Raw genomic sequence first — 15,411 nt, 5'->3', positions numbered from 1 at the left:
CAGTTATTCTTGCAACAGGCTAAAAACGAGCCAATCCTACTTATAAACTATATTCAGCGAACCAAAGATCAGACGAGAGAATGAGTCCCTTTGAAAAAATCCGCTGAGTATAAAATCTTCCACAAAACGAAAAGCAAGCAAAATAAGACAATAAAAAGCATCAGACCACAATGAAAAGCTAAGGGGAAAATTGTATCTTAGTCACCTGAAATTCACAGCCAAAGAAATATGATCACAAACCGGGACGAAGTACTGGAAAATGCCCTGCGGGTGTTTGCCAAACTGAACTATGAGAAAGCGAGCCAGACGGAAATCGCCAAGGCCTGCGGACTGTCAAAGGCAGGGCTGCTCTATTATTTTCCATTCAAGAAGGATTTGTTTGTGGCAGTAGTGGATAAATATGTATTTGATTCACAACGTCCAGAAAACAAATACCAATTCTCACCCTTCCATTCCTTGCCCGAATTCATCGGTCAATATATCGCCGGAGTGAAAAAAACTATGCAGCAACTGATAAACCTTCTGGATGACGGCTACAATCCGGGAAAATGTAGTTTCAATCTTTACTATTTCCACCTATTGACGCAGGTACGCCTGTATTATCCTGATGTGGAAGAAAAAGTAAAATCTTGTCTGAAATGGGATTACCAATTGTGGTTCACTGCCATACAGCAGGCCAGGGAAAAAGGAGAAATCCGGCAGGACTTAGAGGTGGAACAAACGGCTTCAATGTTCCATCACGTATTTTGGGGCCTATCGTTTGAAGAAGCGTTCTCTCAGGGACTGGACACGGAAGAATTACTCCAAAAACTCCATTTCCTTTATTCGCTGATCAAAGCCTGAGCAACAACACAGAGGGACGGGGCAAATGGGCACCCATTTGCCCCGTCTCCATGAGTAATAAAATTATTTTAATCTGCAGCAAATCAAGTTATTATTAAAAATGGGAATTATTACCATTTCCATTTAACCGTACATTTTAAAACGTCCATTTTCCGCAAAATTTTATTCGGCTGACGATCTCAAAGTTAAGATAAAAAAACGAAATAACACGAACAAACCATTCCTTACAACACCATTTTCAGTCCCTTCCGAGTTATAAATTAGGTATCTGACAAATGCAACAAACAGCACAGGAACAATCCTAAACGAAAAAGAGCAGGCAAGATCATCGGAAAGCAATCCCCGAACCAGCTGCCTGTAAAAGTCCGGGAGGAAAACTTTATGTATTGTTTTCATTCACTATAAGTCATTTACCGGACTCACAATCCCAACGGAACAGGTTAAAACACACCCATTGCAGAAATAAAAACAAAAACCGACCGATCGGTTTGTTTTATGATCTCTTTTTATATATTTGCAGTATAAAATGATCCAAAAACAGGAACAACCCAGCTGGAAACCATACCTAACAGGCCTGTATATGAATCAATAACAGAGAAAAATGAAACATTTGAAACTATTATTTGCGTTGGGAATCCTCCTCTTTTTCAGCTGTCAGACCGTGTCCGCACGCGGTGTGCGGATACCTTTCGGCGACCGCGAAGTGTTGAACAAAGTGGCCGATCTGCCGGACACCGATGATTACAAAATCGACGAGGGCAACTACATCGACCTGGCTACCCTCCACCAGGAATTCAACATCGCTTATATCCTTCCCTTGTATATTGAAAAAGAACCCCGGCTGGTAGGTTACTGCGAAAAGGAAGATACTTATTACGAGCTGACAGACGAACAATTGTCTACTATCCTCGAAGCCAACCACCTGGACGGCAAAAAACTAAACCGGCTCGGTTTTTACACCCGCTACGGCGGTAAAATCGTCGGGCTGATTATTATTGCCTTTATCATCCGGGGATTCATACCGAACAAAAAGAAAAATATAAAACCAGTAGAGATATAATCAATAAGTCTAATCACTAAAAAACAGACACTATGTCATTTTATCCAATCATCGTCATTGCTTGCATCGCCTTCTACGGTGGGTACTATTTTTACACCAAACGCCGGAATGCACAGCAGGCCGAAAAAGTGAACGCCACCGATTTCAAAACGGAATTCAAAAACGCCGAAAAGTACAAGGACAAATACCTCAATTCCGACCTGTCTTTCCTGAAAGAGGCTATGGGAGAAGAAAAGATCGACAGTTTCAACTATGCCAGCCTGGAATACCACACCACAGACGTCGTCAAGGATGCCGTCAAAGACAAACTGAAAGGAATGGCTACCCTGGGAACAGTACGTTTCAATACCGTGCATACCGCCAAATATGTGATATTGAGCGGTGATAACCTCCATCTGCTCGATGCGGATACCGACGGGGATATAGACAAACATTACGTATTCAAGCGCGACCGCCTCGAAAAGGCCACGCTTACGGAATATCCGCTCGAAGGCCAGGTGAAAGCACAGGCCCAGGCTCGGGGCAACAATGTGAGAGCATATAAACTGTCGCTGCCGACAGACGAAAAACCGGTAAATCTGATTATCTATTCCTGCCTGATTTTCACCAACATCCCGGAAATCCCGGTCAATCCGCAGGAAACCATACAGGATATTGTCGTCGCCAACGAATTTCTGAAACAACTGGGTGAAAAATACCCGAACTTGAAAGTCGCCCTGCCGATATTCAGCTAAGAAAGAGGAGGGGAATATGGGACTCATGGGAAATACGCCTTTAGCAGGGAAACAGCCCCGACTGTCGCCCGAAGAAGAAAAATGCCTGTTCGATGCCGGAATTTCCTACCTATCGGACGGAGCGCCGGAAGCCGCATACTACTGCCTGGACCGGATCATCGCCCCTGACCTGCCCCTGCTGTTCAACAAAGCGCTCTGCTGCTACCTGTCAGGATGGTACGAGGAAGGCCACCGCCTGCTCGGGGAAGCGGAGCTATACCTCCCCACAGTCCCGTTCCGGCAGGAATCCCTGCCCTCTCCCCTGGCCCACCACGCATACAGTGACCGCCTGTACCTCTGCCCGATGCCCCGGGGAGTACCGCAGGAACTGGCAAGGACGCAGCTCCTCCGCCTCAAAGCGGAAACCGCTTTCCGGCTGCAACTGTACGGCGAAGTAAAAGCCATAGCAGCAAGCCTGCAAAAGCCCTACCAACATATAGAAAAACTCATCAAACAGATCAGCTATGACACTGAGGGAAATTGAAGACTTATACCGGGAACAAGCGTCGCCGGAAACCATACTGGAGGCCTTCATGGATACAGATATAAACGGGATAGACGATAACTACCGCGACCGGACTCCCCTCCACCTGGCCTGCAGCTATGCCGACGCGAACGCCATCCTTTACCTGCTGGCACACGGAGCCGGCATCAATGTCCGCGACAACGAAGGCAACACCCCGCTATGCTATCTGGGCATGATACGCAATGCCCACGACATAGACGAAAGGAGGCTCTACCAATGCACCACCATCCTGCTGAATGCCAAAGCCAGCCTCCCCCGTTCCGGAAAAACGACAACGGCTTTGCTCCAGGCACTCTGGAACAGCAACTACGGTATGGCGGACGCCTTTATCGACTCCGGCATCCGGCTCGATTCCACCGATTCCAGCGGACGGAACGCCCTGCACATTGCCGCAGCAAAGGCCGCGTCGGTCGCTTCCCGCATCAACCGCTGTGAGGAACTCATCAAGGACTTTGCCACCCGCTGGTATCCCGAAAAACAAAAAGCACAGATACAACAGGACCTCGCCGATGCCCGGCAGGAAGAACAACGCAATTACCTCATGGTGAAAGCTCTGCTGGGCAGAGCAGGCCTCGACCCGGACGAAAAAGACAACTGCGGTAAAAAGCCCCTGACCGATGCCATAGACGGCGGAGCCAAACTGACCGGCGCGCTGCTCGCTGGGAAAGATCCCGCAACAGATCCCCTCGCTGCCAGAATCGGCGGTATGGATCTCTTCCAGGCGCTGGCCCGCAAAGACACCGAAGCCGTCGCGGCATTGCTCGAAAGCGGCGCAGAGCTGCAAACCACCTATGACGAGCCGGAATATTACAATTACAAAGGCCTCTCCCCCCTCGGATGCGCGCTATGGGACCATAGCCTCACTATCGCTTCCCTGCTGCTGCAGGCAGGAGCCGATCCCAACTACAAGGATGCCACCGGAAAAACAGCCATCGCACATTGGCTGGACAACGACAACCGGAGCAGCTACAAAACGCAGGCCCCCTATACCCCCCTGCTGCTCCTGCTCAAAGAGAAAGGCTGGCAAGCGGAAGCACCTGCCACCCCCGAAGGCGAAACAGCTTTCTCGCTGGCCTGCCATTCGGATACGAAACTGGCCGAAACCCTGTTCCGGTATCTGCTCGAAAACGGGGCAAAGGTCAACAGCCGGGACAATCGGGGACGTACCCCTTTGCTGCACCTCTGCAAGGCATTGGAATCCAACTACCTGAAAATACTGGAACCCCTGCTCGAAGCCGGGGCGGACATCCACGCCACCGACAATGCCGGTAATACGCCCCTGCACTATTTAGCGGACCACTACGGAAACGAAGCCAAAAACGCCGCCGAAATACTCTTTGATTTCGGGACGCCCGACACCGCTGCCGTGAACAACGAAGGCAAAACCGCCCTCGATATCGCCACCGAAAGGAACAACGAAACCCTGGTGAAATGGCTGTTAAATAACTCCTGAAAGCCGGGATTTATGATTTGTGCCCCTGTTACGAACCACTAAATAGACGCATACACAAAAATTCAGGCATATCAGCAACGAAAAAGCTTTCAGAAAAAAGAGGTCTTTATCGCCTACAATACAATCGGTCACAAAACCGGAAACGCGCAACAGACCATTACCGACAACAATACTGATAATAGCACATAAAAATGGAGAAGATAAAATACATATTTTGCATCGTCTTTTGTTTTGGAGCAGTGAAAACTACAATGGCACAAAGCAACAATGATTGGTCTGCTTTGGAAAAACAGCTTTGCTCCATTCAGGATACTTTGTATACGCTACGGCAAAATTATTCCTATACGAATGATGATTACTGCGATTCTTTACAAAACAGCTTCTCTATCCTGCTGGAAGAACTTTGCACAGCCGATAAAGGGATGAAATACGACTTTAGAGAATTGAGGAAAAAAGAACGGCAATTTACGATGGCAGTATCAACTGACGGGGATATGAGGATATTTTCCCGGAACACTTATTTCGGTGGTTCAATGCCATTATTTGCTTCTTATATTCAATATAAGGATAAAGAACAATCCTATTTCTTTGATATAAATGAGGACAATGATATGGGGCTATGTTATGATACTGTTTATTCCATTCAGGTACCGGACAAAAGATATTACCTGCTTTCGGGAACAAGCCAGATAGCGACCGCATATCCTTTAGCAGTAATAAAAGCTGTCAGTTGTACAAATGGAGAGCTGAAGAAAGAAACAATATTCGTTTCCGGTAATCAGCAAAACGACTGTTTAGCTATCTCTTATCGTTTTGCTGAGGATAATACAGACGCACGATTATTCATTGGCAGCAATTTTACATTTCCCCGTATCGTATATATTGAAACGCAGGAAGAAATTTTAAAGCCTGTTGTTCTAAAAGATAAAGACGATACTGAATATGTCAGTGGAGAAATTGAGATTTATAAACTGGAAAGAAATAAGAATGAAATAAAATTCATCAGTAACAACGAAAGATAACATCTGACAATCCTCCTTTCCAACCAATACAATGAATAAAACCGTCCAATCCATACTATCATTGACAGCTTTCAGCCTTTTACTGATAATCATCACACTGTTTTGTGGTGGCTTAGGCTTCGCGCGACTGTTGGAAATCCAGGGTGGAATGGAATATGGCTTTTTAGCGATACTTATGGCCCTGGATCTGATGATCCTCTACAAAGTTTACAAATTATATTTCATTCAGCCTGAAGCTATCTTATTCTTGTTTGGACTGGAAGGTTGCTCCGTACTGTTGTGGTTTGTCTTTATCGGTTTAGACCAAAACCTCTCAGACTGGCAAATTACAAACCACTTGCTGAAAGCTGCCGGCTTGGACGGTTCTGAAGGAGATGAACGCGGATGGAATATGCTTGCAGTATTATGCGGCATCGTATATCCGCCTGTTGGAGTGACTTGTTTATATACCGGAATGCGATTTTTAAATAAACCAGTAACAACAAAAGCGGACACCTGATGAAGCCCTGACAATGTTGCATAAATGAAGAAAAACATGAACAAAACCAAGAATCATTCTGAGCATAACCGGATAGCACAAAATGACAGGTACCACTTTACCGACGATCTTTACTATCAGGGAAAACGATACGAAAAAAATGACCGTCAGCAACTTTACCATCACATTAAACTTTAAGCTATGGACAACAACCAGACCTTCCTCAACGCCTGCCGCAACGGACAAAAAGGCATTGTAAAGATATTCCTCCAAAAGGGAGGCATAGACGTCAACAAACGGGATATGCAGGGCAACACCCCCTTATACTATGTTTGCCGGAATGGCAACCGGGAAATAGCCGGCATGCTCTTGCAAAACGGCGCGGATGCCACCCTCGCCAATAACAAATCCGAAACGCCCCTGCACGCCGTGGCACAAAGCGGAAACAAGGAAATCATTGCCCTCCTCCTCGCTGCCGGAGCGGACATCAACAGCATAGACAACGAAGGCTGTACCCCGCTCATCCGCATGCTCGGCAACAAACGGACGGAAGCCGCCCTCTTCCTGATCGGCGAGGGAGCAGACACCACTCTAGCGGACAACGAAGGGCACAAAGCCATCGACTATGCCACAGCACACGGCCTGCGCGAAATCGTCACCCTGCTGTCCGGCAACGCAAGCAGTGATTCTTACGGGAACACCCCGCTGCACCAGGCCGTCAGCAACAACCAAGGAGAGATCGTGCGCTCCCTGCTCGGCATACCGGGAATCCCCGGCCTCAATACGGCCAACGACAACGGGGAAACACCCTTGCTCATCGCCTGCTCCAAAGGCAACCTGCTCATCGTCCGGCTACTGCTTGGTGCAGGTGCCGACGCCAACAAAGCGCAACTCAACGGGTCCGCACCCCTCCACTATGCAGCCTGGGAAGGAAACCAATTTATCGGCCAGGCACTGATCGGCGCCAAGGCCGCCATAGACGCCCAGAACGGACAGGGCGAAAGCCCGCTCATTCTGGCCGCCCGCGAAGGCAACAACGATTTTGCCGCCCTGCTGGTGGAAAACGGGGCAGACGTAAACCGCGCAGACAACGCCGGACATACCGCCCTGTATTATGCCGGAGAAAGGGGCTTCAATGAAATTGCCGAACTCCTGCTCAACGCCGGGGCACAAGGATAAAAGAATATAAAACCATACGGCAGCCGGACCAATAAAGCTGCCGTGCATAAAACAATCATACCATGGGAAAAACAGACAACCAGCCAGAAGCAAATTATGCAGAGATCCTGAAAGCTGCACAGGAACAAGCCCTCAAAGCCACTCAGGAACAGGCACAAGCCCTATTCGGGAACATTCCGGGATTCCAGATGCCCGGACTGGAAGACCTGCAGGCACAGATACAAGCCCAGATGCAGGCCTGTGTCCCCGGCCTCGACCAGATACAGGCAGCCCAGACCGCTATGGGTGCGCCGGGAGGAATGCCTGCCGGAATGACCCTGTCAGAAGAAGAAATGAAACTGAATATGAAACTCGCCAACGACTACGCCCAGGCTCTGGGAGGCTATCAGCAAGCGGACCTGGAAGCGGAGGAATGGGAAATCGAACGTGCCGGTAACGGCCAGCTGAACCCTGCCCAGTTGCGGCTGCTGGCTTTCGGAGCCCCGCTGTTCGTCTATAACTCGGAACAGGTGGACAGCTACGGAAGCGAGTACGACACAGACACCATCAAAGACCAGATGAGCGACTGGTGGGGGATCAAGGACCACGCCACCACCTGGCAAACCGTCCGCTGGTTGCTCGAAGAAGGCCATCATGCCGAAGCCGATGAAGCCCTGCGCATCCTGCACGAAAAAGGCCTGGAAGCCGTTACTTCCGGCACACCCGGGGAAAAAATGCAGGACGTCGTCCTCATCTGCAACCTCATGCTTCAACAGGAATATTGCAGTGCCGCAGAAATACCGTCCACCGTGATCGCTTGGGACCTGGTCAGGATCGTCAATGTCGCCCGCTGGACCCATCTATGCGGATACATTTCAGTTGATGAGATGTGGCAGATCATGGAAATAGCCCGAAAAGAAGCCATGCAACATTTCTCCTCCTGGGAAGAATACGGCCGGAGCTTCGTCCTCGGGCGCGGCGTATGGCATGGCGAACCCGAAGATTGCGAAACGGCACAGGAGATCATCACCACCCTGCTCCGGTCAGCACAGTCCCCGTGGACACAGATTCCCTGGAACGAGTAAACAACAATAAGATATGTACGAACGTTTTTTAGAAAACAACGCAGATGCCATCCGGCAACCGGTGGATGCCGCCGAAATCGCAAAATACAGCGGAAGGGTTCCGGAACAACTGCTTGACCTTTGGCAGGAAGCAGGCCGGGGCACGTTCTGCGGCGGAATGGTACGCCTTGTCAATCCGGCAGACTATCAGGACTTTGTCGACCGGTACTTCCGCAAAGCCTGGAATGAAAGCGCCGTCCCCTTTCTGGTGACAGCCTTTGGCGACCTCTTTGCCTGCGTGAAGAGCCAGACCCTCGGAGACCACATCGTATTCCTGAATATTCGGTACGGCACCTTCCAGATCCTGCCCAACCGCCCGGAAATACTCTGTAACCTCCATCTCTTCGACAAAAGGCACTATTATGCCCTGGACCGCTATCCGGAGATCAGGGAAAAAGCAGGTACCCCCCAACCGGACGAATGCCTGGGCTATGTCCCCGCACTTGCCCTGGGCGGAACCGAAGAAGACGGAAACATCCAACGGGTGAAACTATTGCCTTATATCCAGGAAATCGCCCAAGCGATCGGTGATTTCGAACCGGAAGACTTCTCCGGCAAATATTCCTGGATAGGTCCCGGCAGAGTCCCGAAGAAAAAACGGTTTGTACCACCAACGGAGGACGCCGTCAACCAAAACATCACCGATATTGCCCGCCGGATTTCCGGTGCAGATCCTGCCGTCATGCAGGCCATCCACAGTTGCATCAGCGACATCAGCACCTATTGCAGCGAACACGCCGGGCAATATGAAGACCGCAACACCGATCCGGCACAGGCATCCCCCCTGGAACTGAAATGGCTGGGCATGGTGGATATCCTCCTCGGACACGGATATGCCTGGGAACTCGACTGGAAATGCGAACTGGACGACCTCCGGTTCGCGCTCGGGGAAATCCGGAAAAAGAACCAGGAAGCGGAATGCCTCACCGAAGCCCTCGGTGACGGGACCTTCGACGAAGACGACGACCTCACCACCTGGTGTGCCGGGCTCAGCGAGGCCTGTCCCCGGCATACCGTCGGCTGCCTCGGCATAGACAGCGACAGCTACGTCATCTTCCCGGTACAAAAACAAATTCTGAACCAGCTACAGCAGGCAGCCGGACAGATCGGGCAAAAAATAACCCCGGCTGAAAACGGTTAAAACGCACGACATGGCATCTCCCGGATACTTCAATAAATTCTTTGCCCCCGGCGGGGACATGCAGGACTATGTCCACCTGCTGAACATCGGTCAGCTCTCCCTGCCCAGTGGCCGGCTCATCGCAGCCGATCCCCTGGTAGGGCTCAGCCGGGATACCCCGCCCTTTACCCGGACCGTCCCCGCCGGAGAATACGAGGTGGTCCTGTGCATCCTCTCGGACGATCCCCGGAAAAGCTACGGGGAATATGCTGCCGCCCGCATTTGCTTCACCAACCGCCCGGCGGTGCGGTTCGAACAAGCCCTGACCGGCACGGAAGATCCGGAAGAGGTGCAGGCCGGCGAATCCTTCGGTTTTCCGGTAGACACCGGGTTGGCATGCTTCTGCGACCCCCGGGTATGTGCAGCCCTCTGCGACTTTGAGGAACAGATGCAGCAAGAAAAACCGGACAGCGACCTCTACAACGACCTCTGGTGCGACCTGCTCGAAGAAAATGCCCGCCGCTACCCCGATTACCAGTCAGACAGCGGCAACTGGCTGAACTTTCAGATTCCAGGCACAGACTACCACCTCCCCCTGTTCCAGAGCGGATACGGTGACGGCTGCTACTCCACCTACTGGGGACTGGACGAGGAAGGAAGCATCTGCCAGGCCATCATCGAATTCATCGGTCTGGAAGATGAATACCACACCATCCTCCGCAAACAGGCGCGCAAAACATTTCAGCCGGACGGGCAGCAGGCAAACGGAAAAGAACGGATGGCCAGCCGCATGGCCGCACTCCGTGGCATCGTGCAGCAGCATCCGGAAGGACACCTCCCACTGGCCAACCGGGTGGAACTCTACCGCCACATCGGCAATCCCGTCGTCGTGCAGCGGATATTGTGCGAATGCTGCAAAAAGGTATACCCGCTGTGGGAGCAATACGTCTGCAAAGAACAGAGCTTCCTGTGCCTGCTCCGGGCAGCCAATGATTTCCTGTACCGCCCCCAAGGAGACCCCGGAGAACGCCGGGCCACCCAGGAAAAACTGGTCAGCCAGGCCCGGCAACTGAGCAATTATGCCACCTACTACGGCGAAAATGCCCGGAGCATCACCGCCTATGCCATCGTCAAACTCTGTTATAGCATCCTTTGCAGGGCCGAAGATGTCCTGTTGTGGGAAGACGAAGAATACGAGGGGGAAGATGACACCGACAGCAACTACTTCGACCCGGATGCACTGCCCCCCGATTTTATCGCCGAACTGGCCTATGTCGGGCAACCCGGAGCAGCAGGCACCGCAACCGCTCCCTTGCGCAGGGAATACTGGCTCTGGTTCCTCGACATGGCGGAAACCCTTTACAACCATCCGCAGCAGGAATACCTCACCCTGCCGGAGCCTGCCCCCGAACCCGGGAAAACACTCTTTACCCGCCGGCAAAGCTACATGGACGGGAGTTATCCGCTGCGTCCCCTCACCGAAATGATACGTACCATACAGGAACACCTGCAAGGGGCCGGATGGGACAAAACCGAAGTAACGATCAATATCTTCGGGGGCATATCCCTTTTCCTCTCGGTCGAAAAGGGAACAGAAAAGCAGCTGGTTCCAGCTCCCGATAAACTCTACAACCTGGCTGCTAACCTCCGGAAGCAGATGTACAACCGTTGTCCCGCCGAAGGAGCCTGGATGGAATGCCTGCTCACGCTCACCCCCCGGGGGGACTTTACTCTCAGCCTGAACTACGACGACAAAGAGGCTTTGAGCAGGGAACAAAGCCTGGATACCTTTGCCGCCAGCTTCAAAGAATTTCCCCGTTCCCGCCTGTTCACCCCCGCCTGGTGGCAAAACCTGCTGAGCTACGATACCGCCTACCTGCTCTCTGCGGCAGAGAAAGCCGCGATGCTGCAAATCCATATCGACGGGAATGTACTGAGTGTGAACAACGTACCCCTGGAATTTCCGCTATCTCCCAATGCATTGGTGCGGCTGCTCGGCGAAGAACGCCTGGCCAAAGGTTACAGCACCGCCAAAGACTACGACGGCAACCCGGTAGAATACAACCGCACCTCCTTCCTGCTGTGGAACGATGCCGGGATCATGGCGGGCAGAGACGACGAGGACTACAACCGGATTTCGGCCCTTTACCTGCAACTCCTCGAAAGGACGGAAACCGATACCTCCGTCCCGTTGCCGGAACATCCCTTCAGCGGGACATTCAGCCTGGACGGCCTCCCGGTCCGGTATGAGGAAGAAAACACCGTCCGGTCCGGTCGTTTTGAAATCACCTTCTCCGCAAGTGCCAAAGGCTACGTGGAGATCGCCTGTCCCTCAGCCCGCTGCCATCAGTTCCCCGGCCATCACTACCGGACCCTCCTGCAGGAAAACCGCCGCCTCACCCTCGACGACAAAGAGCATATCCGGGCACTGGAAAAAGCCGAAGCCCAGGGAAAAGAATATCACCCGGGCATCTCCAACAAGAAACTATTGTTGCAACTGAGCAAAGACTACCTCGTGCATGCCTTCACCGCCCTCTCCGCCGGATATGCCGGGGGAAAAAGCGAAAAATACCTCCGGAGTATCCTGCTCGGCCCGCTTGCAGAAGCTGTCCTGAAACGCTACGAATACCGCAAAATAGCAGTAACCGACCTGCTGCCCGTCGTTTCCGCCTTCATCCTGCTGAACCTGGACCCGAGGGATTTCGGGAAATTCACAGACCGGCTGAAAGCAAGCGGCGTCCGCGATTTCGTGACCGACACCCTCATCCGCTACAAACTGCCCGGCTGGGAAATAGCAGACACCACAGTTTTCCCGGAATGGAAAGCCCGACTGACCGACACCCTCTCCTCCGGGAAAACAGTTGCACCCGGAGCGGAAGAATCTCCCGGCGGATGCGACGCCCTGATCATCAGCCATGCGATCCTGAAAATCAAGAACAAACCCTGAACCATCCGTTAAACCTCCGTAGCCCATTCAATCACCTGCCATTTTCCACACCCCCCATGAAATTCCTGTTTTACATCCTGCTAATATCCTTCCCTCTTCAAGCAGCAAGGGGACAAAACAAACCAGACTCCATCATCTTTCACGGAAACATCGTGAACGACGGAATTGCCAATTGGTACAACTCCCTGGAACGGGACGGCTCCCTCCCGCCCCATTTCATCGGGATTAAAAATAAGCCTGAAACGACAAAGTATGCCAACCTTTACGCCGGAGATACCCAGTTTTCCATCCGCTGTGCCCGTGGCGATACGCTGGTACTGAGCTGTAGCGATTTTCTGACCTACCCCTTCAGCTACAAGGTTGAATTCATCGCCCATACCCCTGAGCCCCGGGATATCCATGTCCGGGCCTATCCGGCAACCACCGGAAACTGGTATTATAACGGGGAAAAATATAAAACCGAAAAACTTCCTCCGGCAAAGCACCTCCGTTCTCCGGCTCTTCCCGGAACCTACAAGCATATACAACAAGACTTTGAAAGTGAAAACTTTTCAGAAAGCACCCTTCAACTGCGTACCGACCAAACTTTCGAACAGCTCAGTCATGGTTGGAGCTACGACTACGGCTGGACGGACTATTACACCGGAAAATGGGAAATAAACAAAGACACCCTGATCTGCCGGGTACTCCCCGGCTTGTATCCGCCCCTGCAACAAGAGCACTATCCGGGACAGGTGCTATCTTTCCATCCCGGATGGATCAAGAATATACAGGAAGCAAAAGAACGTCCCCCGGTCACCAAATTCCTGATCCGCAGGCGTGGGCTGATCGCATCCGGTTACAAAAAGAAAAAATATAAAAAAGTAAAACCCCCGGCATCCAAACCCGGACAACTCCCGCATGATACCAGTACCCTAAAACTTTTCCCATGAAAGCACAATTAAAATACCCCATCCTGATTTTTGATCCCCGGGACGACATGGTCTGGGGCTTTGCCCGGGAAAAAGATTTCCAGGTCACCACCACCCGCCTGCTGCAAAAATACGACCGCTCAGGCGTTGCCATCGTCGATTCCACGGGAACAAAATACATCATCCGCCATGCCTACCCAACCGGATGGCGGGGCATCCACGGCTGGACAGGCACCCGCACCGGCGTGATCTCCCTAGAAAACGACTACGAACCCCATCCGGAAAAACTATCACCCAACGTCCTCCGCGAAATGATAGCGGAAAGATATCTAAAACACCAGGACGAAGAATGGTTCGAAGAAACCTGGGTGGACGAACCGACCTTCCGGGAGGAATTCGCCGAATGCCAGACCATCGAAGAACTCATCGGGATGCTTGTCCGCATCCCCCGTTTTTCCCTGTGGGACCGTCTCCAGGACTATTTCTTCCGCATCTGGCTCTCCGTCCTCGCCCTGCTATTCCTAGGGGTATTACTGAAAAAAATCTGGAGCTGGATCACGGGATGGCTATAAACTACTCACGAGGCCGGAGCAAATGTGCACACAATTGCCCCGGTCCCCTGATTTATACAATATTAATTCATAGTATTTTCAACATAATCTCTGGCAATATTAAAATGAAACTGTGGAATATACATATTCAGCCCTATGTAGAATTTTTACTATATTAAAGCAGAAAATCAATCAAAATATTTACTTATTATTTCCAACATATTTATCAATTAATTTATCAAACTCTTCACTCTCCTTTTGTAAAAGGTTTGCAAACTGTTCTTTTAAAGAGTGGAAGTTTTCCAATTCGGTATCAGCAAACAAATTATTATGAACCGTAATAACACATTCAGTATTAAATTTAAACCTGGAAATATAAACACCTTTATATGCCTGATTTATATCTCCTTGCTGAAAATATTCATCATACACTCCATTTCCATAGGTAACAGATTGATCATTACCATTCAATTTTACATTAGATGTATAACAAAAAATACCATTCCCAAATATAACCCTTACTATATGATCCGACAACATCATAAATAATACAGCAACCTGTTCCTGTATACCCAATAAATGCATTTGCTTCCAAATCTCATCAAAATCATTCCGGTCTATGATCTGATAATGAATGATATTAAAAATAGCTTCATTTTGCTCCTCAAATTGATTAAAATATTTATAATATTCTTGATATAATGTAGATTGTTTATATTGTTCAAAAACTTCCCGTCCCATATACTCATCAATAAATTCATCACTATATGGTTCTGTACACATTTCGGTTGTTTTTCTGAAAATAACTTTGTCATTTAATAAAGCAGGCATTGGATCTAAGACAATCCGCCACACAGCAACAGCACCAATACAAGCTTTTAAGCAACTGGTAAAAAAATTTATCAGGTTTTCTTCTTTATAAAATTTACGCCCCTCAAAACTATACCGCATGGTGTACATAGTTGAGAAACCCTGCTTATGAATATATTTATTCATCTTCTCCATAACAACGCGCAACCTATCAAAATATGGCTTAAGTACCCCTTCTCTTAATTCCTTATAATCATCCGATTGTTTTTTCAAAGACTGGATCATATTATTCTGCTCAAATCCATTTTGCCTTTTATTCCATTGTGTTATAACGTCATTGTTTTCATTCAAATACAATGAAGTTACAGATATTTCAAAAGATTGTCGCAAACAATAAAACGCACAATCAAAATACCCTTGGCAGAATAAATGAATTGCATTCACCAGCATTCTTCCCGCTTCCTGAAAAAACATATTTGTTTGCCTTGCATCCCATCTTCCTGTATCTGCAAAAAAAATATAATCTATATCATAAATATATTTTTCAGCAAAAGGCAATTTAATCGGATGTATTTTCCTGAAATCAAATTCGTTAAACTCAATTTCTGCCATACTTATTCTATTTAGATATCATT

General features: G+C 49.7%; 15 protein-coding genes. 14 read left to right on the top strand and 1 reads right to left on the bottom strand.

Going from position 1 to position 15,411, the window contains the following annotated elements:
- Positions 1 to 228 precede the first annotated feature (228 nt).
- The 14 genes from HMPREF9449_RS03445 to HMPREF9449_RS03385 all read left to right on the top strand — a co-directional run bounded on the left by HMPREF9449_RS03445 (position 229) and on the right by HMPREF9449_RS03385 (position 13,987).
- Positions 229 to 843: a TetR/AcrR family transcriptional regulator gene (locus HMPREF9449_RS03445; RefSeq protein WP_009135840.1), complete on the top strand. Its 615-nt coding sequence runs from the start codon at positions 229 to 231 to the stop codon at positions 841 to 843.
- A 601-nt stretch (positions 844 to 1,444) separates the two neighbouring features.
- Positions 1,445 to 1,903 (top strand): hypothetical protein, encoded by a 459-nt coding sequence (locus HMPREF9449_RS03440; RefSeq protein ID WP_009135839.1) that lies wholly within the window; start codon positions 1,445 to 1,447, stop codon positions 1,901 to 1,903.
- A 32-nt stretch (positions 1,904 to 1,935) separates the two neighbouring features.
- A complete protein-coding gene (locus HMPREF9449_RS03435) occupies positions 1,936 to 2,637 on the top strand; it encodes a hypothetical protein (protein ID WP_009135838.1) in 702 nt (233 codons plus the stop codon).
- 25 nt (positions 2,638 to 2,662) lie between these two features.
- Positions 2,663 to 3,160: a hypothetical protein gene (locus HMPREF9449_RS03430; protein WP_071987194.1), complete on the top strand. Its 498-nt coding sequence runs from the start codon at positions 2,663 to 2,665 to the stop codon at positions 3,158 to 3,160.
- Positions 3,141 to 4,655, top strand: a complete 1,515-nt coding sequence (locus HMPREF9449_RS03425) for an ankyrin repeat domain-containing protein (protein ID WP_009135836.1) — start codon at positions 3,141 to 3,143, stop codon at positions 4,653 to 4,655. Before HMPREF9449_RS03430 ends, HMPREF9449_RS03425 begins: the two co-directional genes overlap by 20 nt.
- Before the next feature lie 191 nt (positions 4,656 to 4,846).
- Positions 4,847 to 5,677, top strand: a complete 831-nt coding sequence (locus tag HMPREF9449_RS03420) for a hypothetical protein (RefSeq protein ID WP_009135835.1) — start codon at positions 4,847 to 4,849, stop codon at positions 5,675 to 5,677.
- Positions 5,678 to 5,708: 31 nt separating this feature from the next.
- A complete protein-coding gene (locus HMPREF9449_RS03415) occupies positions 5,709 to 6,176 on the top strand; it encodes a hypothetical protein (RefSeq protein ID WP_009135834.1) in 468 nt (155 codons plus the stop codon).
- A gap of 36 nt (positions 6,177 to 6,212) precedes the next feature.
- The gene (locus HMPREF9449_RS16545; RefSeq protein WP_156793294.1) at positions 6,213 to 6,353 is read left to right on the top strand and encodes a hypothetical protein; all 141 of its coding nucleotides are present in this window, start codon (positions 6,213 to 6,215) and stop codon (positions 6,351 to 6,353) included.
- 3 nt (positions 6,354 to 6,356) lie between these two features.
- Positions 6,357 to 7,334 carry an ankyrin repeat domain-containing protein gene (locus HMPREF9449_RS03410; protein WP_009135833.1) on the top strand — a complete coding sequence of 326 codons (978 nt, stop codon included), beginning with the start codon at positions 6,357 to 6,359 and terminating at the stop codon, positions 7,332 to 7,334.
- 62 nt (positions 7,335 to 7,396) lie between these two features.
- Complete coding sequence (locus tag HMPREF9449_RS03405) at positions 7,397 to 8,398, top strand: DUF1266 domain-containing protein (protein WP_009135832.1); 1,002 nt, start codon at positions 7,397 to 7,399, stop codon at positions 8,396 to 8,398.
- A 13-nt stretch (positions 8,399 to 8,411) separates the two neighbouring features.
- Entirely contained in the window at positions 8,412 to 9,578 is a 1,167-nt protein-coding gene (locus tag HMPREF9449_RS16135) for a DUF6630 family protein (protein WP_009135831.1), read from the top strand.
- 10 nt (positions 9,579 to 9,588) lie between these two features.
- On the top strand, positions 9,589 to 12,504 hold the full coding sequence (locus HMPREF9449_RS15765; protein WP_009135830.1) for a DUF4241 domain-containing protein: 2,916 nt from the start codon (positions 9,589 to 9,591) through the stop codon (positions 12,502 to 12,504).
- Positions 12,505 to 12,656: 152 nt separating this feature from the next.
- The gene (locus tag HMPREF9449_RS03390; protein ID WP_009135829.1) at positions 12,657 to 13,436 is read left to right on the top strand and encodes a hypothetical protein; all 780 of its coding nucleotides are present in this window, start codon (positions 12,657 to 12,659) and stop codon (positions 13,434 to 13,436) included.
- Positions 13,433 to 13,987 carry a hypothetical protein gene (locus HMPREF9449_RS03385; protein ID WP_009135828.1) on the top strand — a complete coding sequence of 185 codons (555 nt, stop codon included), beginning with the start codon at positions 13,433 to 13,435 and terminating at the stop codon, positions 13,985 to 13,987. Before HMPREF9449_RS03390 ends, HMPREF9449_RS03385 begins: the two co-directional genes overlap by 4 nt.
- Before the next feature lie 180 nt (positions 13,988 to 14,167).
- On the opposite strand, the gene HMPREF9449_RS03380 is transcribed toward HMPREF9449_RS03385, so the two are convergent.
- Positions 14,168 to 15,388 carry a hypothetical protein gene (locus HMPREF9449_RS03380; RefSeq protein ID WP_009135827.1) on the bottom strand — a complete coding sequence of 407 codons (1,221 nt, stop codon included), beginning with the start codon at positions 15,386 to 15,388 and terminating at the stop codon, positions 14,168 to 14,170.
- Positions 15,389 to 15,411 lie beyond the last annotated feature (23 nt).

The sequence above is a fragment of the Odoribacter laneus YIT 12061 genome (assembly GCF_000243215.1).
Lineage (GTDB): Bacteria > Bacteroidota > Bacteroidia > Bacteroidales > Marinifilaceae > Culturomica > Culturomica lanea.
This window is presented reverse-complemented; position numbering and strand designations above follow the sequence as displayed.